The sequence below is a fragment of the Ruegeria hyattellae genome (genome assembly GCF_041537925.1).
GTDB lineage: Bacteria > Pseudomonadota > Alphaproteobacteria > Rhodobacterales > Rhodobacteraceae > Ruegeria_C.
The window spans coordinates 636575-661273 of record NZ_JBGOSH010000002.1; the positions used below are offsets into that span (position 1 = coordinate 636575).

At 55.9% G+C, this 24699-nt stretch carries 17 protein-coding genes and 2 pseudogenes; 11 read left to right on the forward strand and 8 right to left on the reverse strand.

Annotation, left to right across the window (positions count from 1 at the left end):
* Positions 1–8: 8 nt before the first annotated feature.
* From AB1E33_RS06855 to AB1E33_RS29645, 9 genes and pseudogenes are all read left to right on the forward strand, one after another.
* Positions 9–1286, forward strand: a complete 1278-nt coding sequence (locus tag AB1E33_RS06855) for an ABC transporter substrate-binding protein (protein WP_372576507.1) — start codon at positions 9–11, stop codon at positions 1284–1286.
* 133 nt (positions 1287–1419) lie between these two features.
* Entirely contained in the window at positions 1420–2274 is an 855-nt protein-coding gene (locus AB1E33_RS06860) for a carbohydrate ABC transporter permease (RefSeq protein WP_372576508.1), read from the forward strand.
* A gap of 2 nt (positions 2275–2276) precedes the next feature.
* Positions 2277–3098, forward strand: coding sequence for a carbohydrate ABC transporter permease (locus AB1E33_RS06865; RefSeq protein WP_372576509.1), 822 nt, complete (start codon positions 2277–2279; stop codon positions 3096–3098).
* Positions 3099–3102: 4 nt separating this feature from the next.
* Positions 3103–4176 (forward strand): ABC transporter ATP-binding protein, encoded by a 1074-nt coding sequence (locus AB1E33_RS06870; protein ID WP_372576510.1) that lies wholly within the window; start codon positions 3103–3105, stop codon positions 4174–4176.
* A gap of 24 nt (positions 4177–4200) precedes the next feature.
* Positions 4201–4938 (forward strand): SDR family oxidoreductase, encoded by a 738-nt coding sequence (locus AB1E33_RS06875; protein ID WP_372576511.1) that lies wholly within the window; start codon positions 4201–4203, stop codon positions 4936–4938.
* 27 nt (positions 4939–4965) lie between these two features.
* Positions 4966–6210 carry an ADP-dependent glucokinase/phosphofructokinase gene (locus AB1E33_RS06880; protein WP_372576512.1) on the forward strand — a complete coding sequence of 415 codons (1245 nt, stop codon included), beginning with the start codon at positions 4966–4968 and terminating at the stop codon, positions 6208–6210.
* A gap of 12 nt (positions 6211–6222) precedes the next feature.
* A complete protein-coding gene (locus AB1E33_RS06885; RefSeq protein ID WP_372576513.1) occupies positions 6223–6996 on the forward strand; it encodes an SDR family NAD(P)-dependent oxidoreductase in 774 nt (257 codons plus the stop codon).
* A gap of 39 nt (positions 6997–7035) precedes the next feature.
* Positions 7036–7830, forward strand: a complete 795-nt coding sequence (locus tag AB1E33_RS06890) for a DeoR/GlpR family DNA-binding transcription regulator (protein ID WP_372576514.1) — start codon at positions 7036–7038, stop codon at positions 7828–7830.
* 25 nt (positions 7831–7855) lie between these two features.
* Positions 7856–7957 (forward strand): annotated as a pseudogene (locus tag AB1E33_RS29645) (integrase core domain-containing protein); the annotation flags it as partial.
* A gap of 639 nt (positions 7958–8596) precedes the next feature.
* Here AB1E33_RS29645 and AB1E33_RS06895 read toward each other — a convergent pair.
* From AB1E33_RS06895 to AB1E33_RS06915, 5 genes are read right to left on the reverse strand one after another with little or no spacing between them, the layout of a single operon-like run.
* Complete coding sequence (locus AB1E33_RS06895; RefSeq protein WP_372576515.1) at positions 8597–9751, reverse strand: energy transducer TonB family protein; 1155 nt, start codon at positions 9749–9751, stop codon at positions 8597–8599.
* A complete protein-coding gene (locus AB1E33_RS06900) occupies positions 9748–10125 on the reverse strand; it encodes an ExbD/TolR family protein (RefSeq protein ID WP_372576516.1) in 378 nt (125 codons plus the stop codon). The genes AB1E33_RS06895 and AB1E33_RS06900 overlap by 4 nt, the downstream gene beginning before the upstream one ends.
* A 4-nt stretch (positions 10126–10129) precedes the next feature.
* On the reverse strand, positions 10130–10501 hold the full coding sequence (locus tag AB1E33_RS06905) for an ExbD/TolR family protein (RefSeq protein ID WP_372576633.1): 372 nt from the start codon (positions 10499–10501) through the stop codon (positions 10130–10132).
* Positions 10488–11153 (reverse strand): MotA/TolQ/ExbB proton channel family protein, encoded by a 666-nt coding sequence (locus tag AB1E33_RS06910; RefSeq protein WP_372576518.1) that lies wholly within the window; start codon positions 11151–11153, stop codon positions 10488–10490. Before AB1E33_RS06910 ends, AB1E33_RS06905 begins: the two co-directional genes overlap by 14 nt.
* Positions 11150–11581: a hypothetical protein gene (locus tag AB1E33_RS06915; RefSeq protein ID WP_372576519.1), complete on the reverse strand. Its 432-nt coding sequence runs from the start codon at positions 11579–11581 to the stop codon at positions 11150–11152. Before AB1E33_RS06915 ends, AB1E33_RS06910 begins: the two co-directional genes overlap by 4 nt.
* Before the next feature lie 329 nt (positions 11582–11910).
* On the opposite strand from AB1E33_RS06915, the gene AB1E33_RS06920 reads away from it, so the two are divergent.
* Complete coding sequence (locus tag AB1E33_RS06920; RefSeq protein ID WP_372576520.1) at positions 11911–12030, forward strand: hypothetical protein; 120 nt, start codon at positions 11911–11913, stop codon at positions 12028–12030.
* Between the two features lie 559 nt (positions 12031–12589).
* Here the strand turns inward: AB1E33_RS06920 and AB1E33_RS06925 are convergent.
* The 3 genes and pseudogenes from AB1E33_RS06925 to AB1E33_RS06935 all read right to left on the reverse strand — a co-directional run.
* Positions 12590–14641 (reverse strand): di-heme-cytochrome C peroxidase, encoded by a 2052-nt coding sequence (locus AB1E33_RS06925; protein ID WP_372576521.1) that lies wholly within the window; start codon positions 14639–14641, stop codon positions 12590–12592.
* A 36-nt stretch (positions 14642–14677) separates the two neighbouring features.
* Complete coding sequence (locus tag AB1E33_RS06930; RefSeq protein ID WP_372576522.1) at positions 14678–15724, reverse strand: lipase family protein; 1047 nt, start codon at positions 15722–15724, stop codon at positions 14678–14680.
* Between the two features lie 302 nt (positions 15725–16026).
* Positions 16027–16284, reverse strand: a pseudogene (locus AB1E33_RS06935) (transposase); the annotation flags it as partial.
* Between the two features lie 183 nt (positions 16285–16467).
* On the opposite strand from AB1E33_RS06935, the gene AB1E33_RS06940 reads away from it, so the two are divergent.
* Positions 16468–24693 carry a cadherin-like domain-containing protein gene (locus AB1E33_RS06940; protein ID WP_372576523.1) on the forward strand — a complete coding sequence of 2742 codons (8226 nt, stop codon included), beginning with the start codon at positions 16468–16470 and terminating at the stop codon, positions 24691–24693.
* The last annotated feature ends 6 nt before the right edge of the window (positions 24694–24699 follow it).

A 24699-nucleotide genomic window follows, 5' to 3' on the forward strand; every position in this document is an offset into this window, starting at 1 on the left:
GCGTACTAATGAAATCAATTGCCACACTTATGTGCAGTGCCACGGTGTTTGCCCTATCGGCAGGCGGATCACTCGCCCAGTCACAGGACGTCACAGTCTGGTCTTGGTTCGTGCAAAGCACAATGGAGAAATCCGTTGCCGCTTTTGAGGAAAAATACCCCGATATCAACGTCGAATACGTGTACTACAACTATTCGCCGGAATACATTACCGCGCTGAAGGCCGCTGCTGCGTCGGGCAGCCTACCGGATGTCATCGGCCTGCAGCCGGGGTCTCTGACTCAGCAGTACCGCGAGGACCTTGCGTCGATCAATGCAAAGGCCGAGGCAGAATGGGGTGCGGACTGGCAAGACAAGATCTTTCCGATCAATCGCAACCAGATGCTGATGGGTAACCCGGAGGGTGATGACAATTATTACATCATGCCTCAGGAGTCCCAGGTTCTTGCCGTTTGGTACAACCGCAGGCTTTTTGACGAGGTCGGACTATCCGCACCGCAAACCTATGACGAGTTGAAAGCCGCCGCAGCCGCACTGACCGACGCCGGGCATATCCCCATGTTTCAGGGTGCGGCTGATGGCTGGCAGAACAAAAACGTGTTCCTGATGCTCGCCAATCAGTTTTCACCGGGCATCGTTGAACGGGCACAAGCCGGTGGAGCGTCGTGGACCTCGGATGAGATGGTCTCGGCAATGACGGCCTGGAAGGGTCTGTTTGACGATGGGATTTTCCAGGAAGGCGCCTTGGGCGCGCATGCGTATCCGACAGGCGCTCAGTTATTTGCGCAGGGGCGTGTCGGAATGATGGCCCTTGGATCCTGGTGGATGCAGGAAAGCAAGTTTCCGCCCCCGTTGTCTCAGGATGTCGACAACATGAGCGGGTTCGACTACTTCCACCTGCCGCCGGTTCCTGGATCATCACAGCCCAGCCCGCCAGTCGGTGGCATTGATATCGGATATGGTCTGACCAAAAACGGCGAGGACAATCCCGCCGCCTGGACCTTCCTGGCCGAGCTGACAAATGGGGTCGCACTTCAGCAGGCGTTAAATGACCTCAACGACCTGCCCGCGTTTGACGGGCACGCTCCACAAGGGGATGTCTCGGACCATGTGCTTGGTCTGTATGACCGATTCATGTCGGAACTGCCGGTGGCCGAAAACCAGCGTTTCGCCCAGCCGAAGATTTCCCAGGCGCTCGAAGACGCTCTGTCCGGGGTTGCTGCTGGCTCACTCGAGCCGATGGCCGCGTTGGAAGCGGTCCAGAAAGTGGCTGATGAGCTGAACTAGTTTCGTCAAGAACCACGGGCCGGCGCTGTAATGTCGGCCCGCACGAGTGCAAGGCCAATATGGGGCAGCCGGAATGACAAATGGTCAAAGCGTCCCTTCTGCACAACGACGCCATTTCGGTATAGTAACCAACATGCCCCGTTACTCGTTCGCGCTTCCCGCCGTCATTCTTTTTATGTTGTTCGTCGCCTACCCGATTGTCTGGGTGATCGGCGAAAGCCTCTCCAACCCCTTGGATACAAAAGTAAGCCTTGAGGCTTACCAGTCGGTCCTGTCCGACCGAATATTTTGGACCGCTTCGGCAAATATGGCCATCTGGGCGCTGATCACGATCCCTGTCCAGATGCTGATCGGAGGGCTGATCGCCTATTTCATCGAACAACACACCCGGCGGTGCAAGGGTTTCTTTCGCACCATGTTCTTTTTGCCCGTGGTCACGTCGGTGTCTGTCGTCAGCATCGTCTGGGTTCATATTTATGCGCCCTATTACGGCATCGCGCAGGAGTATCTCAGACTGATCGGCATCCAGATGTCGACGTCGCCGCTGGGTGACCCCGAGCGGGCGATCTATGCTCTCATTGTCGTGAATATCTGGCAATGGACCGGGTTTTCGATGCTCATGTATATTGCCGGGCTTGCAAATCTTCCTGGTGAGGTTCTGGATGCGGCAAAGGTCGATGGCGCGCAGGGCTGGAGGCTAGCGGTCTTCATTGTTGTACCAATGTTGTCACCGGCCACTAAATCACTGTTGTTGCTGGGTATACTCGGGACCCTGCAGACCTTCCCGATCGTTCACCTGATGACTGGCGGCGGGCCAAATCGTGCGAGTGAGGTTTTTGGTACCTTCATCTTCAAAGAGAGCTTCGTCGTGAACGACGTTGCGCGAGGATCTGCCCTTTCGGTGATTGTGCTGGTTATCGCACTGGTCTTTTCACTGGTTCAGATCATCGGGCTGGGCACCAAACTGACACTGGCGAAGGAGACGTGACCTTGCCGACAAAACTGCGCAGCCTGATCATACATTTCGTCCTGCTGGTTGTTCTGGCCTTCTGGATGGTGCCGATGATCTACATGTTCTCGGTGTCGTTGCGGTCGCCTGGACAGGCCTTTGACCCGGCGCTGATTACCCTGCCGGTTACGTTCGACAATTTTCAACTCGTTTTGCATGACAACCCGCTGACGCGCATATTCCTCAACAGCATGATCGTGACGGTGTCCACAGTCCTGATTGTCGTCTCTGTTGCAGCGTTGTTTGCATATGGCGCATCGGTCCTGAAACTCCGCGGTTCGTCGGTGCTTTATGTCACTCTTCTGACGACGCTGATGGTACCGATCGCTTCTCTGGTTCTACCGCTGGCGATTCTGATACGCCACTTTGGCTGGGTGAACAGCTATCTCGGGTTGATCTTTCCTTACGCAGCGCTCGGCGTGCCGTTTGCGATCGTCATACTCAAGGCGTTTCTGGACGATGCCCCGACCGAGCTGTTTGATGCGGCGCGGATTGACGGCTGTTCGGATTGGCAGACATTCTGGCACGTCGCTTTGCCGATCATCCGACCGTCGATTGCCTTTGTCGCCATCTGGCAGTTCATTGTCACTTGGAACGAGTTTTTTCTGGCGCTCATTATTCTGACCAAGCCGGAAATGAAGACACTGACCATTGTTCCGATGCAGTATTCCGGCCTCTATATGGCCAACCCCGGGGCATTGTTCGCGATCCTTGTCCTCATCGCGCTGCCCTTGGTTCTGCTCTACACTGTCATTCAGCGTGCCTTTGTCGGCGGGCTGCTTGCTGGCGCATTGAAAGGATGAACCGATGTCCTCGCTCCGGTTAGAAAATATCGTACGGAAATTTGGTACGGTGACGGTGGTTCCGGGTTTGTCTCTGGATATTAAAGACGGGGAATTTGTTGTCCTCGTGGGACCGTCGGGCTGCGGCAAGTCAACCTTGTTGCGAATGATCGCGGGATTGGATCAACCAACCAGCGGAACCATCCTGATAGATGGAAAAGACGCAACCGATCTGGGCCCGAAAGAGCGTGGGATCGGCATGGTATTCCAGAGTTATGCGCTTTACCCGCATATGAATGCCTATCGCAATATCGGGTTTGGTCTGAAAATGGCGCGGATGGCGCGGGACCAGATCGCGCGGAGAATTGACGCCGCTTCGCAAAAACTGCAACTGAGCGAGTACCTGTCACGAAAACCGCGTGAACTGTCCGGGGGGCAGCGGCAACGTGTGGCCATCGGCCGGGCCATGACGCGAGAACCGGACCTGTTTTTATTTGACGAACCTCTGTCCAATCTGGACGCAGCCCTTCGCGTTTCGATGCGCGCCGAGATCGGGCGATTGGGGCATCAGGTACAGTCGACCATCATCTATGTAACCCATGACCAGACCGAAGCCATGACATTGGCCGACAGGATCGTTGTTCTGGACAAGGGCGAAGTGGCGCAAGTTGGAACGCCGCTGGAACTGTATGACGACCCGGCAAACAGCTTTGTCGCCGGTTTCATCGGATCGCCAGCTATGAATTTCCTCTCGGGTAGAATATCGGAAATCGACAATGATCAGGCTCTGGTCGATCTGGACTTTGGTGTACAGGTCAAGATCAGGTTGAAAACCGCCGCGCAACCGGGGCAGCCGGTCTGTTTCGGGATCAGGCCGGAACATGTCCAAGTCAATAAAGATGTCTTCAGTTTGGCGATACATGCTGAATTGGTCGAGCTATTGGGCAGTGACACGTTCGTTTACCTGAGCAACGGTCGGGAAACCCTGACGATCCGTATGGACGGACAAAACCGCCTGAAAAGTGGTGACTTGGTGCGCGTCGGAATGACGGACAGCCGCAGCTATCTGTTCGATCTGAACGGGGATCGGTTGGCATGACTTGGAACACAGGAGGACACAGCATTGGACAATGACCTGAATTTGACCGACCGGACGATACTGGTAACCGGCGCGACCGGAGGCATCGGAGGAGAAGTCGTCCGCCAGCTATCCAAGTATGGCGCCAAAGTACTGGCCCACGGCCGCAATGAAGGCGCCTTGTCCAACCTCGCGGATGAGACGGGGTGCCAAACGATCTCTTTCGATCTGGAACAGGAAGATAGTGTTGCCCATGCGCTGACCGGGATCGAAATCTGGGGGGTCGTGAACTCGGCCGGGTTTGGCGGCGAGATTGCCACCCCGATGAGCACCGATATGGATGTGTTTGACCGAGCTATCGAGGTGAACACGCGCGGGGCTCTGCTGGTCACCAAATATGCCACGCAATCCATGGTGTCCGCGGGGAAAGGCGGTTCGATCGTAAACATTTCCAGCCAGGCCGCACTGGTCGCCCTTTGGGGGCATATCTCCTATGCCGCCTCAAAGGCGGCGCTGGACAGTATCACCCGGGTTTCAGCACTGGAACTCGGGCAGCATGGAATCCGTGTGAACAGCGTCAATCCGACGGTCGTTTTAACGGATATTTCCCGCGATCACTGGACTCAGCCACATGTGGCGAAACCTTTCCTCAGCCAAATGCCATTGGCACGGTGGGCAACCACAGACGAGATTGCCAGACCAATCGTGTTCCTGCTGTCAGATTGGGCTTCGATGATTACCGGTATCACCTTGCCCATCGACGGAGGGTACACAATTGTATGACGCCCCCGGAACAGAGCGGTAATCGTCGTGTCGGAGGCGCAGACGGATACCGATTTCTGGAACGGCCTGTATCAGAGCGCCGCATCCGATGCGCCCATCTACGCCGCCAACGCGCCTGTCGTCTTAGGCCTTTCGAATGCCTGCGTGGATGCGATCTGTCGCCTGAAAGATTTGAGTGAAATTGCACCGGACAGCGGTTCGGAGGCGGCCAAAGCGTTTTTCGAAACGCTACTTGCGCGCGCGTCAATGGGAAAGGGTGGCGAAATCCGCAGCCACTGGGCCGACGGACCGCGCTGGTTGCGCGACCGCCTTCCTGTCCAACGGGCAATCGGGGGGACCGGGCCACAAGCCGCTTGGGCACTGTCGGCGATTGGTGCGCCCGCCTTGGTAGCCCTTGGAAAACGCTATGAGGGGCTGTTAACCATTTTGCCCGCAGGGGTTCATCTGGCATTGGAACAGGAAATGGTGGAAGGGCGATTCCTGTCACCGACTGCGCCACCCGAACCCGAGATATTTATTTTCGAGTTCTCTGCCGGAGAAACGATTGCGGCGAAGCCCATTCCAAGATCATCCCGTATCATCGTCCGATTTGACGACCCCGGACTAGAGCGAGACAGGGAATTCGAGCATTTTTCTGCCAATCTGAGGCAGAAAACGGTGGCTCTGGTCGGTGGCCTGGGAAGCGTCCCCGTTGATCGGATTTCGAATGAGCTTGCGTATCTGGAACCTTTGACAGCCACGTGGCGCGCAAATGGAATCCAGTTGCTGCATCTCGAGCTCGGTGGGTATTGTGATAAGGATGCTCTTGCCAGCGTACTGGACCGGGCGAATGTGATTGCGACGTCGATCGGGATGAGCGCTGCGGAATTCCCTGACGTTTCGGGAGACAGTGCAGCAACCCCCGAGACGATGTTGGCCTGTGCAACCCGGCTGGGTGTGACCCGACTGTGTGTTCATGCCGACGAATGGGCGGCCAGCGTCTCGCGCAATGCTGCAAATGCCGAGAGAGACGCACTGATTTTTGCAAGCTTGCTTGCGGCGGCGCGTGCTGAACGCGGCCAGCCTACGTCAGTTGTCAGCCTGCCTGTGGGCGCACGATTTCACGATCCTCCTTTCGCCAGTCGGACACTGCCAGGAGGCTGGACCTATGTCAGCGTTGCGACACCGTATCTGCAGCGGCCCCGTGCGACCATCGGATTGGGCGATACCTTTTCCGCGGGGTGTCTAATGGTGCTGGGGCAAAGGCAAGCCGTAAAATCAACCAGAAACTGAAAGGACAGTACTTTGTATCTTGAGAAATTTCGTCTCGATGGCCGCAAAGCAGTTGTGACTGGCGGTGGGCGCGGCATCGGGTTGGCCTCGGCCAAAGCGCTGGCAGAAGCGGGGGCACAGGTGGCGATTACGGATATTGATGCAGAATTGCTGCAGGACGCCAAGACACAGATCGAGAGGCTAGGCTATTCTGTGATTACTTCAGTTCTGGATGTGACCCGCTCTGCGGATGTGTCACAAATTGCGACAGACCTGACCGGGCAAATGGGTGGTGTCGATATTCTTGTGGCAAATGCCGGGATCGCGTGGCCGGACACAGCAAGTCAGGACATGGCGGACGAGGTTTGGCTGAAAGTTCTGGATGTCAACCTGAACGGCAGTTTCTGGACATGCCGAGAATTCGGGCGCAGCATGTTAGAGAAGAACGGCGGCAGTATCGTCACGCTGGGGTCAATGTCCGGGCTGATCTCGAACAAGCCCCAGCGGCAGACGCAATACAACGCGGCAAAGGCAGCTGTGCATCACATGACCCGGTCTCTGGCGGCGGAATGGGCTGAATACAACATACGCGTGAACTCGGTTGCACCAACTTATGTCAATACAGTTATGTCACGTGATGGGTTTACGGATGATACGCTGTTTCCGGTCTGGATGGAAAATACACCCATGGGGCGTGTCGCCGAAGTCGACGAAATAGCTTCCACGATCCTGTTTCTTGCATCGGATGCAGCTAGTGCCGTGACCGGGGCCGTTCTACCGGTGGATTGCGGATATACACTCTGGTAATTCGCAATGACCGCGGTGCACGAACAGGGAGATACCTAAATGGCGAAACGGACCGAGATTGTTCCCGCGAAACGACGAGCATTGATACTGGATCATCTACGCGCAAATGGGGCGGCTTCCATTCTTGAATTGTCTGTGGCCATTGATGCTTCGGACTCGACGATCCGGCGCGATCTGGATCACCTTGTTGACCAAGGATATCTTGAACGAACGCATGGGGGGGCATTGCTGGTTCAGCAAATGGGAACCACATTTGAACGTGAACCTCATCTGAACGCCCAGTTGCGCCGACAGGAAAAAGAGAAAATCGGAATGGCCGCCGCCCAACGCCTTCGTGATGGCGACAGCGTGATATTCGAAAGCTCGTCCACCGTGTTTGAGACCGCCCGGGCCGCCTCAGGCCGAAACCTCTCATTGACGGTGATCACCAACAGCCTTGATATTGCACAATTCGCGACCGGCGTTCAGAACTGGAATGTCATCGTTCCAGGCGGCACCGTACGTCAGGGATCACAGTTTTTGGCAGGGGAACTGGTGATGTCGTTCTTTCGGGAACTGCATGTTGATGTGCTTATCGCCGGTGCATGGGCCGTTTCGGCGACTGCAGCAACCGATGCATCGCTTGAAGTCGCGTCCATAAAGAGAGCGATGGTCGCTTCGGCGCGAAAAACTATCCTTGTGGCAGACAGTTCCAAATTTTCCGAACTTGGATTCTGTAACTTTTGCAAAATTAGTCAGGTACACGAACTGATCACGGATTCCGGTATTGACCCAGAAACCGTCGAGAGGATTTCAGCAGCGAATACCAAGGTCTCGACCGTGAGAGTAAATTGAGAAGGCTTTGAAAGTGTAGCCAAATATCGAGTCGCTCAATAGCAGCCTGCGCGATGAGCTTTTGAACGAGGAACGGCTCGATAATCTGGAAGATGCGCGCCGCAAGCTAGCCATATTGCGATACGACTAAAACAACGTCAGACCGCATGGCATCGTCGAATTACTGACCTTGCACCGACAACTGCTTAGCGCCGCCCGATGATCAGCTGTGTTTCCCAGTCCCACTTGAAGGGCTACCGCGGCCCACGTTCCGCTTTTTCTTTCGCCGTCTGGGTTTTGCATCGGAATACGCTCAGCCTGCCTGACGTGAAGGAGTTGCTTGCCGAACGAGGCATCATAGTCAGCTACGAGACGGTCCGGACGTGGGTCAGTAAATTCGGGAGGCAGGTTCGAAGCATGTCAGGGCGACACAGCCACAATGCTCGGACAAATGGCATCTGGATGAAGTGGTGATTATGATCCGCGGTGGGAAGCATTGCTTTGGCGCGCTATGGACAGCAACGAACGACAGAAGTTTGTTGCGTCAGAGCTGATTGCAACAACCACCACCTCACCCAAGGTGCTGCAACCATGAAGTTGAAACACATTCTTCGCAAGATCCATGCCGACAATGTCCAAATCCGGCATTTTGCTAACCTCCTGATGGCTGCCATCTCCAAAACCTATCAGATGAGAGATCAGGGGATGGCCATTCCATCAGAGCCCTTGAAGATTACGGACCGCATCGATTTCGGCAATGGGACGATCCCTGCAATAAGACCCCGGTTCAACTATTTTGATAATAAAACGAAAACTTACGACTTGAGCCTCCCGGCGGCAGAGGAAATGGAACAGCTCTTTGAACCTGTTCCTTGGCGGCGCGTTCAATTTCGAGCGAGCCCGAGCTATCCACGATATCCACCCATGCCAAGGAACCGTCGGCGTTGATTTCAAAAAACACCTGGGCAAACCCACGGACCGGCACATAAACGACCGGGACGCGGTTCAAATGAACCAGAACCTGGCCTGCATAGTTCGTGACGTTGGAATTTCCTGGGCCGCGTCCGCCGGACCGGCTTTGGTCCCTGCTTTTGGCGAAGGGATCAATGGAATCCCTTTGAAAAAGGGTAAGTGGTGAGTCAACAATTTGTTCGGGATTGCGCAGGTTGTCAAAATTACTGAACCCGCTTAGCGTGCCCCTTGGTTCGGCAGAAGGTCTACGATCTGGAAGACGCGGGCGTTTTGAAACGGCCACAGCTTGCTCGGAATCTTGAGTTTCACTTTCTGTTGTCGCGGTTTCCGAGCCATCCTCCAATGGTTCGACATTTGTCTCAAAGGTTTCTGCTCTGAGCGCCTCACTCTCTGACGGAACAACCGGGACCGCAGCGGAGTCAGGTGCTGGTACGGCGGCCAGCAGCTGCGGCTCGGGGGCTGCTGAAGCTTCTGCGTCGGATGCTTCAGTAACATCATTCCTCGCTGCTGGGGTCCCTTGCGGCGTTTCAATTTGTGTCTCAGGTTTGACCGGTGCAATCGCGGTATCCACGCTCGAACCAGCGTCAGCATTCGAAGGATCCACAGGCTCCGTCACTTCTGCTTCGGGCGCGTCTGCTTGCGGTACCGCAGGCGACCCAATGTCGGGTGAAGTAACTCTCTGCGGATCGGCAGACGCCACAAGCGCCTCGCTTATGGGAACTTCTGCCCGGTCGGCTTCTACTGTGTCTTCAACCGGAGGCTCGGGAACCTCTGCAGACACCGGTTGAACCGGCTCAGGTGAGGCATCCGCAAATTCTTCAAAAGCATTTCTCAACTCGACCACATCGATCGGGCTGTCCCCTGCCGGCGGATCATCCAGATTAGCCGCGGTAAGACTGAGAAAACAAAGATGCATTACGATCGACAAAAGGACGGCCACTACGGCGACGATTGCAGACCTCCGGATCATTCGAGAGCCTGTTCGGTCACAAGGAATACCGAGGGCGCACCCAGCTTGCGGAGTGCTCCGGTGACTTCCATCAATCGGGGGCCGGAAGCGTCGCGGTCCGGCACGATCCTTACCGGTCCGGTGTCATGACTCGCCATGAAAGTCTCTGGATCGGTCGGAACGCCGCGAAAGCTCAATGCGCCTTCTCTATTTAATACAAGCGTGTCGGGTGGTTCGCGCCCTTCTAGTGCGGAGGTATCCACGAGCTCCAAATCGGGGTCGATTGGCGGTGCGATGGTCCCGGCAATCAAGAAAAAGATCAGCATCAGGAAGATGACGTTGATCAAGGGAATTGTCGAATCGCGTTTGCGGCTTGGGCGAATGGCGCGGATCATGAACTCACTCCAGCACCGTCACGGTCAAGCCTTCGCGCCCGCGCAACCGAACCAGGAGATCGACAAGCCGCTGTGCCGACGTATCCTCATCCAGGCTAACCAGAACCTGCCCCGTTTCGACCTGCGCAGACAGTTCGTCCAACGTTGCCGGGGCTCCGTTCATAATTAGCCTTTCGGCTCCTATCTGAACAAATATCCGCTCAGATGGCTTGTCCGATGCTAATGCACCCGCGGCTGCACTGCTCAATTCGATCTCTGCAAACCTAGAAAAGGTCGAGGACAGCATGAAGAAAAGCAAAAGGAGAAAAATGACGTCTATGAGCGGAGTCATCGACATCGGACGTCGGACAAATGGGACTGTATTACGCATGCCCATGCGCAGCCAACGGCTGATTGGCACCTAGCGTTTCCTGAATGGGCTGGCCCGGCACCAAGACCGTCCGCAGCGCCTTGTCAGCGAAAACCCGTTCACGCGCGGTACGGCTTTCGAACCAGGACAAAACCATCGAGGTTGGCATTGCCACGGCGAGGCCCACGGCAGTCGTCACCAATGCAACCCAGATACCGCCCGCGAGCAGTGACGGGTCGACCGAGGCGCCAGCGGTCTGAAGGCTTTGGAAGGCGTCAATCATCCCCAAAACTGTTCCGAACAAACCTAGGAGTGGTGCGAGCTGCGCGATCGTATCCAAAAGACGGAAACCACGCTCAAGCCCGGCGAGCGCCAGTCCGGCCTCAGCATCCAAACGATTGTCCAAATTTGGCGTGTCCGGCGCGTCCATCGCCGCTGCTACGATAGGAGCCAGATAGCTGCTGCTCTTTGAGAGGCGCTCACGAGCCGTGCTCCGATCTCCGACATCCCAATCCTGAAGGGCCTGTGACAATACCCGGTGCCGCCCTACCCCGCAGGCTCCAAACTGCCACAGCTTGTAGAGTGTAACCGCCACGGTCAGCACAGACATGACGATCAAGATTGCGACAACAGGCCCACCAAGGGCAAGAAATTCACGAAGCGAACTCAGCACGTTCATCCAAGCAACTCCACATCTACTCGGCTACTCAGCAACAAAGCCTCCTGGCAGACACCGCTCTCGGCTCCATTCACAATACACGAACTTGAGCCATTGATCAGTGCGCGGCCCAAAGCGTCGCAAGCCATCCCGGGGAGGTCAAATTGGCGTACACGTGGACGGCCTACCGGAAGGTCACGAAAATCAAAGAGCGAAAGGGTTACAACACCACCTGCCGTGTCGAAAATCACTGTCTCAAATATCGCTTCATCGATGGTCGTTGCCGTGAGGTTTTCTACTAAGAACGATAATCGGCACGCCTCACCAACGTCCTGAACAGCATTCAATTCTACTGAAAGCTTCGAAACAGGACCGTCGGCAGACTGCGCTAGTACTCCTAGAGGAAGCGCGCTTGCCAATAAAACGAGAGCGAGGCGAAGAAACGACATAGACCGGCACCCTATTGCTTGCGCTGTATTCGAACGCCCGCGCTGATTTGCTGGCTGTCCCCTTCTCTTACCTGACACAGTATTCACATCAAAGGGACCTTGAAACTATTGTGATTTGGTACCCACGCTATGGAGCAAACGCTCCGACTTCCAGTCGGATCGTCTTGAGCGCAAAGAATCGTGATGTGGCCTTACCCTCTGGAAAATGAGCCTACCGACTGGCTCCGGCTCATTTTCCCGAGGGTAACGTCATGCAATATGACACTGGCAAGCATTGCGGTTTCTAGCACCGTTACCATATCGTCTGGTCGACCAAGTATCGACACAAAATGCTGACCGGCGCGGTGTGCCTGCGGGTGCGCAGCACCCTCCGGCAGGGCTGCCGAGAAACCGAAGTCAACATTTTTCGAGGGGAGCTCTCATCTGACCACGTGCAAATGTTCGGGTAGTTGACGCCGAAGATCGCCATCTCCGAATCTGGCGCAAGATGAAGGGCCGTTTGTTACACAAAGTACAACGTCAGATTCCCGCGTTGCTCAGCCACAATTGAAGCTGCAAGTTTTGGCTTCGGTGAAGTTTCTCGGCGGCCAATGTCGTCACTACCGAGGATATCGTACTACAGTACCGAGAGCAGCACTTCGCCGATCCTACCAGCATCAACCGGTAGTGGTTCAGTCAGAGCTCAAAATCAGTCTCAGGCTGATTTTGACAATATGGAAAGTGTGAGCCGTCTCGATTAGTCGAAACGGGCTCGGGCGGCATAAACGGGTGCTGTCAGACGAATGCAGGCCAAATTCTGCCGGGAAAACGGGCTGCGCATCAGTTGGCCCGAAAGCCCGTTCGAGAGTGATCCGCGTTGCTTCGGTGCTGTGTTTGAAGGCCAGTTTCCGGTCGTGTACTTCGTAAGGGCCCAACTGCTCATGCCATCCAGCTATCACGCTGGATTCTAACAGTGAACCCCGCAACCGATTTGTACAACAAGGCCAGGGCGAATCGGAAGATCCAAGTTCAAAGTGTTTTCAGATATTCAATCAGCTGCTGCCGCTCCAGGTCCGAGAAGGCAGGGCCAATCACACCTCTTCCAGCTTCGTTTGAGAATTCATGGCCGGTGTTCAGGTTTCCCGGCAAAGTCGTGTCCAAATAAAACAAACCATCCCGGTAAGCTTGCCCGGTTTCTGGCACCACTGTCGGCTGCACCAGGCCCACCTTCACCGGGTCAAAATCTGTCCGACCCAGTTCAACAACTTTCAGGCGTTCGCTATGCGGTTTGAACATGTCATCCAGCGTCGCCACGGATCCATTGTGTAAGAAAGGGGCTGTTGCCCAAATACCGTTCAATGGCCGTGCCTTGTAGCCTTTGCCGGTCTGGAGGCAATTGGGTCGATCCCCTTCGATCGCCAGTTTCTGGTCCCCCATGAAGTTACTTGCAAACCACGCATCATTGACTTCCTGTACGACAGCTCCGAGAGCGAGACCAAAGTTTAGACCAGGGCCATCACCAATTTTTACGTTCTCAAATGGGCTTGAATTCACGTTATCTGTTCGACTGGTGGTATCCTGTTCATCTTCGTCTTTTGGGGCACCTACCTGACCGCTATATGCGTCGGTACGACCGGGTTTGGGAATACAGACAACCGTATTCAAACCCATTGCATCTTGCACGATGTCAGTATCACCGCTGGTATTGACGATGCGGTCGGTCAGAACCCTCGACTGCGCGGGGTCCGTTCCCATATAATCAACCGGAATAATATTAACGGAAAGATAGGACTCGGCGGTAGCAACTGTGTTTCCGGTTTTTGCATCGGTGTATTCGATCGGTTTGAAATGTGAGCCGGTCCAGAACTCCGGAGTATCGACTGCCGGAAGATGGCAGGCTTTGCAGCGGGCCTGGTAGATCTTCGCACCTTCGGCTGCCAGATTCTGGTCGATCGGCGGAAAGGCATCCGGCCATTTCGGTGCCAAAAGGCCGCCAAATGCCTTTTTGGGGTATGGCGCTGAACCGCCTAGAAAATCCTCCATCCAGGCCAGGTTTTCCATCGGCACCGACGATGTAAACCGACCCTTGTTCAACGGGGCGGTGAAATTTACTTCGGCCTGAACACCCAATGCCTCCCCTGCATTCCTGATCAACGGCTGCATAATGGACCCGTCGTATTCCACCCAATCAAACCAGGAAGTGGTCCAAATGTGGGGAAAGTTGACTGGCGCCGAAATCGGGACGTAGTTTTCGGGTTGGTCAAACGCAATTGAGAAAACCTGATTGCCAATCCGATTCAATGCGTCCAAACGGGCGTAGCCTTCGATGACCCTGAATGAATCAATCCTGGCGGCGTTGACCTCCACAACAGATTGCAGCTCGGACGCCAATCTATCTTTGGCCGCCAACGTGTAGTTTTGCCCCAAAACCCGTTTTGCAAACCGATCAAACCGCCGATTTGGCACGGGCAATTTTGAAGCTAGAACAGTCTGACCAAGCGTGACCCCCATTGCCGTTTTAAAAAGTGCAAGATCAACGTTAGCAGGCCCACCATTCACCAGATAATCAACATTATCATAGGTAATGCTTCCAGTATGACATGCAGCGCAGGTCAGCCCGATGGCTGTATCCTGGCGCACCAATCCGTCAATTTTTTGATAGAGTGACGTTGCAAATCCGATCGGCAGGTTGTGTGGGTTGTTCTCACTTTTTTCGCTTGGCAGAAAACCGTACCGCGCCAAATATTGCGAATCAGTCAGAAGTTCGGTTTCTAAAAAAGGGTTCAGCAATGCAAACGGGCTGTCCAGAGGTTGCTCTAACGCCAAAAACCAAGATAGCGGAATGGTCAGGGTCTCTGTCCCCTGTGATGTGTGATGAAATTTGGTTGCGCCTGTTTCGTCCCAATTCTGCTGAAGTGAGACCCGGTTTTCGGATAGTATCACAGTACGCGTTTCAGGCGGTGTTAGTAGCGCAAGAAACGCCCGTATTTTTGGCACAACGACAGCAATGCCCACAGTGACGAACAATACCAGCAAAACCCCTAAGAACCATGAGAACCGCGAGCGTCCAAATCTTGACATTTCTTTACTCCAAGTCTGGATTTACTGCAGTCGTTTTCACGCAACGCCCCTGACTTCCAATGGGGATTTGGTCCCAACATCGGTTTGTGGCGCTCCAAGTAAATACAGATAGCTGTTGTAATTGTGCTGTGCATCGACCTGTTGCAGGTAGTCCAGATCTGTTGGCGCGGCCACGGCCGGCAATAGGTGCGAAGTCCCGGCAGGGGCCCACGACGTATCGTTCAGGTCAGCAATGGCCTTCACGGCCAGATCAGCAGTATCTATACCGAGACGAAGCGGGAAAGGAACTCCATCAATGCTGACAAACTCTGGAACTTCGACAGGTACTTTGTCTGTTATTACCGAACCGATCCGAGCATAGCCAAAGGGCACCAAATCATGAGGGTTTGCCACGTGAAAAGCTTCCAGAGCGTTTGCCACCCATGAAGCGAATTCCGTATTTCCGGGCGTCGGTGGTGCAAATGCATAAACCTTCACATGAGCCTTTTGCGCGGCCAATCTGTCGGCGATCCACGCGCCCATGATCGGAGCCAACCCGCCCCCCTGACTGTGCCCAGTCACTATGACTGACAGGACCATCTTGGATGCTAGTTTATCCAAGATGGCACCAAGAGTGCGGTCGTCGTCGGACCCTACGGGAACTGCCTGTGCCAAATGTGAAATCGCATCGGCAAACTCGTCAGAAACAAGAGTTGCCTGCTTATGGGTGTAACCGCTGACATCCGACATGCCCTTTGGCACATCCTCACACCAACTCTTTATGTCCACGGCTTCTGTCCCGCGAATAACAATAGCAATATTTGAAGTGTTATCCTGCTGAACGAGATACATCATGTTGTCATCGAACGCGCTGTAGGCAGGTCCCCAAACCAACGACCACTGACCACCAGTGGCATAACCAGTCTTAGCCAACTCCGCCTCTATGTCGCATGGATTTGGGCGGGTCTTGTCGGACCCCGTCCCCTTCACGTAGCTTATTGCACACAAAGTCATTTGGACCCTAGCAACATTTATATCAAACAGCTCGGGCATCGGCACAATTCCTAAAACAAAACGAAGTGAGAATTCATCAGAATGCCTCAACCTTAGCCCCCCAACTCGAATCTGTCTACAACTGTTGGTTGGCCAAAACTGACCAATCCGATACTCGCTATCTGAGGTGACGTCCGTGCCAGATGTCAGCAAAAAATGAGCGATTTTTCTCAACTTCGTCCTTCGATACTATTGGGCTTTGTGCTTGTCCCGACGGGCAACATTGAATTTATCGGGCATCGACCTTCGCTCACGGCACAAAAAAAATCGCTTGGAGTACTTTGAGCGACCGATCCCTGCAACGCAGTCTAGCGTCGCTTGTCGTACCGGACAGGTTTATCGCGTGATTTTTAGCCTGGGATGCAAGGCTTTGTTCTCTTGTCTGTCAGGGCTTCGTGGAACCAGTCCGCGTTGTAGCCACGATCTCCCAGCAGCCAGTCAGCCGATGGAAGGTTGTTCACCAGGGCCCTGGCCCCCGTGTTATCGCTGACTTGCCCAGCGGATATGAAGAAGCGGATCGGGCGTGCGAGACTGTCCGTAACGGCGTGCAACTTCGTACTCATACCGCCCTTGGCTCGCCCGATCAGCCTGCCGCGCCCCCCTTTTTTTATAGCAGACTGGCGACCGTACGACATCTTCCGCCAAAGCCGAAGAGCTTGGCGGGACAGATTGACCCGAGGGGAGGCCTGCAACTTAACATATAAGCTATTGCTGGAATGCTCAACTATAGGCAATCATTAGATTAGAGTTATGAGATCCGTTCGCGTGACGCACTTGAGTTCGAGGACAGGCAATTGGCAGAAGATACTGTTATCCAGGTTAGCCGTTTTTCAGACGCGGTCACTGCCGAACGGCTTGTCGTGGCATTGAATGACGCACCGGATCAGTTTCGGTTGGTTATTGATACCGAAGATTTGACTGCGGTGAAATTGCCCGAAGGGTTTGTAGCGAACCGATACGCCATTGTCGGCGGCGATCTGTTCCTGATCTCTGCTGACGGTGAGATTATCGCGCTGCTCTCGGGTGCCGACAACGCATTTGTTCTGCTGGTCGATGGTTTTCCGGTCGCGGCTTCGGCCATTCAGGACGCAATCCGGGCCTTGGGAGAGTGGGATGATCTGGGTGATATTCCGCCGCTGTCGCTAAGCCAGATACTGGATCTGGGGGATGCAAGACCAGGCACCGGCGAGCAAGAACCGGTTCGCGTCGGTGATCCGCTGATCGGGTTGGAATACAACCCTCTGTTGCCACCGACGAACTATCCGACAGAGCTGCGTCGGACTGCAGAGTATTTTGCAGATGATCCGTTCGACGATGACGGTGGCACAGAGCCGGGTGCAGAAAAGATCTCGTTCACCGGCTTACCCATAGCACTTGAGACGGACGCGCCGCTGGACATGCGCCCGGCGTCTTTCATCGCGTTCAACCTGGAAAAAGCCGATATCGGCGAATCTGTCAGTCAGGTCACTTTGCGGGTGACCGGCTTGCCCATCGGTACGACAACCAATCTTGGTCAGTTAGTGACCTCAGGCGATGCCGTCACGCTGAACTTCGCCGCCAGCGAAGCCGATTTCAACGCGCTGATCCTGACCTATCCTTCTGATTTTTCCACGCAAAGTCGCTCTGACGCAGCAATTGGGCCTTTGCGGGCGACAATCGCGATCGAGACGACCTTTCAGGGCACAGCACAGCGGGATTTCCCAATCGTGATCCTTGCCGAAGGCGATGCCATCATTGACAAAACACCGCCCGGTACGCTGCCGGAAGAGACCGATGCCCCTACCATGGTCAGACCATCGGAATTGCTCGCGCCACGGGTCACGGATATCGACGGGTCTGAGAATTATGAAACGTTGACGCTGGTCGTCTCGGGCCTGCCTGCTGGGTCCACAATTGCAGGCCTAGGGCTGGTGGTGCCTGCTGGTGCGGATGCAACAATCACATCGGCGGCCGACGGTGCCGTGACGCTGACCATCAAGATGACGGCGAAACAGGTCGACGACATCCAGAACGCCTATGACGGGTTGTCGCTGACGCTTCCGACGGATTTTTCCACCGCAAGCCGTACGGATCTGTCGTCAGGAACGCAGTTGCCAATCACCTTGAGCCTGAACATTCAGACGGACGAGGATATCTCGGCTGCCATCGACACGTCGAACGACGGAACAGTCACCGCAACTCGGGTTCTAGACATCGACCCTGAGGGCGATCTGGAGCTTTCGGGCTCCGGATCAATCACAATTGATGAAAACGACGAACCGGGCGACACCGATGAGGACGGCACAGGTTCAGCCCCGCTGGATGTGCGTCCGGCTGATGCGGTTACCGGGCGACCAACGGACGTCGATGGGTCCGAGCGCATCGCCACTGTCGATGTCGTGGTCAACGGGCTGCCGCCAATCACACTCTTTTCCACCGATGATGGCGCCACGTTCCAGGCGGTGCCGATGGGTGCCGTTTTCTCGCTGCCCGGTTTGACACTCGCTGAATATGAAATGCTGATCATTCGGTTGCCTGACGATTTCTCGACCACCACACCGTTGACCGGCAGCGCGACCTTCTCGACGGATGAGGCGCTGCTGGCGGGCGAGACAGACGCCGGACCGGATGACGGGGTGGAGACGAGCGCATTCACGATCACGGTAAATTCCGAACAGGACGTCGAGATCACCTCGCAGGACATCACGGTGATCGAGGATCTGGGTGCGCCGATCCCGCTGAATCTGGATGTGGGTATCACCGATCTCGATGGGTCCGAGTCTATCACATCGATTACGCTGGATTTTGCCGACCTGCCTGCCGGAGACACCGTTCTAAGCGACGGCACCGTGCTGAACACAAGTAACACACAGTGGGCTGGCGATCTGGCCAGTTTGCAGGCGCTGTCGATAGACAGCCTGCCTACGCATTATTCCGGTGTTATCAGCATTACCGTCACGGTCGACACCGATGAGGGTGACCCCACCGTCGCGACCCAGCGCTTTGATCTGAACGTCACACCGGTGGCTGAACCGACAATTACGCTAACTGTGGACGACAGCCCGCCCACTGTCGATGAACGCGGTCCTGACAATTACATAGTGGACGAAGACAGCTCGTTCCTGTTGTTGATCGATGCCGCAACCCTGGATCAGGACGGTTCGGAGATGTTGACGCAAATTGTTGTCGAAAACCTGCCCGCGGGCTGGGTACCTGACACCGGCGGCACCGTGGACCTTGCCCTGTTCGAGCAGGGCGCCACTCTGATCGCCTCGGCAACCTTGTCTGGCCCAACGCTAACAATCACTCTGGTGCCGGGTGTCACGGATTTTGACGGGGCGTTGCGGGTCGTGCCACTGGCAAATGACGATCGCGATGTTGAAACGATCATTGGCGGGGACCTGACCGCAACCGTGACTTCGGTGGATCAAGCCCCTCCGCTGCCGACAGATACGCAAACGGCGATGGACGGAGTGGATATAGACGTTGATGGTGTCGTGGATGACCTGAATGTCACGGTCAACGACATTGCAGTGAATGAAAACCGTGATGGCGGGCGCCGAATCGATGTCGATATTTCGGGCACCTCCCTGGCCGACGATGACGGGTCCGAGACAATTTCCTCACTGGGCCTTACGATCACCGTCGCCACGGCCAGCGATGTTTTTGACCCCTCAGACCCGGATCAGCTTGGACTGAGGATAAACGATGGGGGCCTGGCGGGGTTCGTGACAATCGCGCAAACCGGAGCGACCGCAGACAGTGTGTCCTACAGCCTGTCCCCGGCGGCGGGCGCAACACAGGCGCAGTTCACGGCCGCCATCGAGGCGCTCCAGACCGTTGTGCCACAGCATTTCAGCGGAGTTTTGACCCTGGACGGGACTCTGGCATGGAATGAAACCACAACCGGTGATGTCGAGGTCGATACATCGGACAATTTCGATACCGGAACGTTCCAGATCACGCAGGCGGTCGATCCCATTGCCGAGGCCGATCTGACCGCATCGGTTTTCGTGCTGACCCCTGCCGAGGTCGATTCAGGCAGCCCGACATCTGTTTCCGCCAGTGTCGAAGACGGGTCGGTCAGCGGGTCCGAGATCCTAACGTTGCTGGAAAGCACGGATGACGGTTCGGGCCCTGATCAGGTCAGCCTGTTTGTCTGCCTGGACGCCGCGACCCCGGATACTGACGGATCCGAGGAATTGGATACGCTGGTTGTCGAAAATGTCCCCTCAGACTGGATCGCGGACATTCTGACCGGGAACGTTGTCGATCCGGCGGCCTTCTTCTCTGCCGATGGAACCGCGCCGCTGGACCAGGCCGAACAGGACAAGATCGACAACGCAATTTACGACGGTTCGACTGGTGAACTGACGATCACATTTGAAGCGGACGTGACCCGCTTCGAAGGGTCGATCCAGCTGCATCCCACGCTTTACGAAGACTATGACATCGACCGTGAGACAGGCGATCCGTTTACTTCGGCCGGGGATTTCTTTGGCGAAGATCTCAGGATCACGCTAACCACACAGGACGACAATACCGTCACGACGGACAATCAGGTGTCTCATGCCACATTCGATGTAGATGTCGATCCGGTCAACAACATCGCGGTCATCCTCAATTTCCCTGAGGGTAACGAGGCTGAAATCGATGCTGCTGGCGGGGTTTGGCAGATTCCCTTTGAGCCGGTCATCGAGGATCAGGACGGAAGCGAAGAAGTGACTGCGGTTATTTTACGCAACGTACCGCTCGGTGTTACGATCTTCGTCCCAGACACGGACAATCCGGGTGGCCCCAAGGTCCCTGCCCTTCTGACCGCGGTGAATACACCACCCGGTTTCAACACCTGGAGCCTGGAAAGCGGCGGATGGGAAAACGCCGAGGTGCGCGGTATCGCCCAGCACTTCGCGGGGCCGGTTGCGTCGACGATCGAAGTGGTGACAACCGAGGCTGACGGGGGTGGCACGCGGGTCACGCAGATTGTCCGGCAATTGTATATTGATCCGGTGGTCGACGGTGGCGACCCGAGCGAGAGCTACGAGACGCAAGAAGACACGGCCGTATTCTTCCCGATTGACGGTAACCTGATTGACAACCCGACCAACTCGCCTGACTCCCCCGAAGCCATTCTCAATGTCGTTGTCGTCAGCAATATCGTGCCAGATTCGGGCGGTCGGATTCCGCGTTTCTTTGACGGGCCACCAAGCGATCCGGCCTCAAACGAGCTTTTTCCGATCTTTACCGGCCCTAGCGGCAGTCTGGAGCTGTCGGCAGGTCAGGCGTCGAACCTCTGGGTGGTGCCCGGGCAAGACAGCAACGAAGACTTCGTTTTTGATGTTTCTCTGGTCTACTATGAAACACTGGACCCGACGCAGGTTCAGATTGGCAGCGGCACCGCGACGCTGACCGTCAAGGGCGTGGCCGACACACCGATCATCACCACACAGGACGAAACCGGATATCCGGACCCTGTCGCAACTATTGACGTGATTTTCCGCCCAGACGACGTTGTGAACGGTGTGGCGAACTCGGACCGCGTCTATGGCTATGCAGGCTATTCCAGCGGGCCATTCCTGCTGAACATGAGATTGCAGGACAGTGTGATCGACGACGGGGTGATAAGCGACCAACCCGACCTGACCTTTACCTCCGATGTGACACCTTTGACCGGCACCATGACGGAGATTCTGGTGCCCGTAGGTGGCCCCTCCGCTGATTTCGATGGGTCCGAAACAATCTACTATCTGATTACCGGTGTCGATCCCGGTACGAGTTTTGCAAATGCCACACCGCTGGACCCTTCAGGCGAAAGTTATCTGGTCACGGAAAGCCAATTGGCGAATTTGGAATTTGTCCCGACGGCTGTCACCGAGGTCACCTATTACGATCTGACATTCACGACCATCGTCACCGAAGGTGACGCACAATTGCCGAGTTTCTTGGGGTTGACGCCCGAAGAAGTGATCGACCAGATCGACACTCTGCCGGGTGGTGCGGCCGTTTCGGAAGACATCAGCATCGTGGTAGTGCCGAACCCCGGCGTTGGACCGGATCCGTGTGGTCCCGATCAGGACTTGCCGTTGCCGGTGCTGCAATTGATCGGCAGTGGAGATGAAGATACCGAGATCGCGTTTCAAGTTCAGATCGTCATTACCGATGAAGTAAGAGATTACTATGACAGCATCGACGATCTGGTGAATCTGCCCAACGACGTAACCGGCAGCTTTGGTCTGGCAATCGACCTGCCGGGCGGGTCGACCCTCAGCAGTGATCCGCCCGGCGCAGTCCTGTTCGATCCGGTGACCGGAAAATACGCCATCGACCTGAGTGTTCTGGGTGTCGATCCTAATGATCCGACCCTGACGGCGGGGTCTCTCCTGTTCACACCTCCGCCGCATGAATCCAGCCCTGCCAACACATTTGACCCCGACGCGACATTCGGGCCATCTGACCCGTATGACGGGCTGGATCAGCTCGATTACTCGATGATCCTGATCAACAGCACCTGCAATACCACGCAGGACGGAGCCGGGTCGTTTTCGATCACGATCAACCCGGTTGTGGATGGACCCGAAATTGTTGTCCTGGGCGGCAATTCTGTCCTTGAGGACACGGCATATGCGCCCGGGATTGAGATTCGTGGCATCGATCCGGGCGAGCGGTTGACGGGCGATATTGTCATCGAGGTGGACAACAGCAATGGCGGCATATTGCTGGACGGTGACGGCAACCCGATCCCGGGCGTCCCTGTCGGCGGAGGCTTTGTCGCCTATTCGGTTACCGAGGATCAGCTGCCGACGCTGCAGATCACCGCGAATGCGCACTATAGCGGCCCTCTGGACTATCGCGTGACCGCGACGTCGCAGGATGTTGATCCGTTTGATACTGCCTCAACCACCATCACACAGACCTTGACGATCATCCCTGTAGCGGATGCGCCAGTCTTTGATTTCGATGAAACGCCTAACGATCCCGAAACCGGTCAGCCCTATGTTGATCTCAGCGGTCCGACACCGGTGATCACGATCATCGAGGATGTAGCTTTTACGTTGGGCAGTGTTATCGATGCGGATTCACCCGATCAGGATGGGTCCGAAGAGGTGACTCTGGTGCTGTCCGGAGTGCCGGACTACCTTGAGGTGACCGGCCCTTCGAGCGGTGTCATCAACAACGGCGACGGGAGCTATACGATTGCCATCGGCGCATTCGAGCAGGTGCAACTCAGGCTGCGCGATGAAAATGCCCGCACGCCCGATAGCGACGACCCGTCGATCCCGGACGAAATCCCGTTGACCCTGACGGTCAATACGCTGGAATTGGCAAACACTGACAGCAACAGCGGCTCGGTTGATTTCAATCTGCGTGTGCGTCCGGATGCCGATATTCCGACTGTGTCCGCAACCGTCTCGCCCGATACCGGGGTCGAGGATGACGGCACAATTTATACCCTCAATATTTCGGGTACCACACCAGACCCGCATGAGATAATCAACTTTGAAATCACCGAGCCGCCTGGCGGGCGGATCTTGCTGGACGGGGTTGAGCAGCCTGTGGTTGGCGGCGTTGTCACGCTGACCGGGATCAAAGGCGCATCCACCGGCGGAGGAGAGATCTTTTTGCCGCAAGGCGTCGTCACCTTCGAGCCGCAGCAGGATCTTGCCGGGGATGTGACACTTGAGGTTGTCGCCGTCACGACCGACACGGCCCTGGTTGGTGGTTTCTCGGACAGCGAAAGCTCGGCGCCTGTCGAGATTGAGCTGACAATCACCCCGACCTTGGATCTGGATGTGACGGTCGACCCTGACCCGGATCCGGTGGCACAGACCGGGGCGCAAATACAGATCGATCTTGGCATTGACGCAGAGGTCACCGACACGCTGCCGATGCCCGTTGAAACTCTGGACGAGGTCGTAGTCCAGTTTGATGGCGGACTGCCTTTGGGTGGGACTGTCTCAGATGGAGTACTATCGACTGACCGACAGACGCTGACCTTGTCGCGCGGCTCCATGTCGCCAGCGGATTTCACCCTGCTTGTTGCCTCGGTGGCGATTTTTCTGCCGGGCTCATTTGCGGGCGCGGTCGAAGGGACGGTAACGGCGTCAACAAACCACGGAACTGCCCCTGCCGTGCCCTTCGATATCGGTGTGAATGACCAGCCCGAGGTGTCGGGCCCGGTCAGCGTGGCCTCTTCCGATCCGGTGTTTTTCATCAAATATGACAGCTTACTCGCCAATGCCAGCGATATGGACGGGCCCCTTAGCGTCACCAACATCAGCTCGGACGAACCCAGCAATGTGGCGATCGATATGCAGGCGGGCGGTGTTCAGATCACAGTGCCGGACGGCTATGTCGGCACCCCGGTTCTGACCTATGACGTCGTGGACAGTGGCACGGCGCCCGCCAGCGCACAGGCGCAGGCCAATCTGGATATTGACACGTTGCAGATGGAGACGACCGGCGCGACGATCACGGATCCGGATGGTACACCACGCGATCTTCTGGGCGATGTGACCGGATCGGTGGGTGGCAATGACATTGCCAGAGGCACTGCGGAGAATGACGCTGTAGTGCTGTCGGTCACCTCGCCCTACGCCGAGATCGAAGGATTCAGCCTGTTGGACGGGGAAGATTTCATCGACCTTTCGGCATCCTCTGATGGCTTTAGCGTCGCTTTGGGAGCAGGCGATGACCGGGCCATCGGCAGTGCCGGTGAGGATGTCATGACCGGTGGTGACGGTGCCGACATCCTGGAAGGCGGGGCTGGGTCGGATATTTTTGTCATGACGGACCTCACCCTGTCCGACGTTATCACCGATTACGAAGGCCCGGCGGGTGGCGATCAGATCGACTTGACAGCGTTGGTCGGCGTCGATCCGGCCAATCTCGGATCCGAGGTCACCTATGACAACACATCCGGCGAATTGGACGTGCGCGGCACCTTGGTCGCGACGGTGAATGACACAGCTGGCGGTTTTTCGTCCGAGGTAGAGGTCATCTTCAACGATGCCGACGGCGCGCAGCAAACGGCGGTGATCTGAACCCGA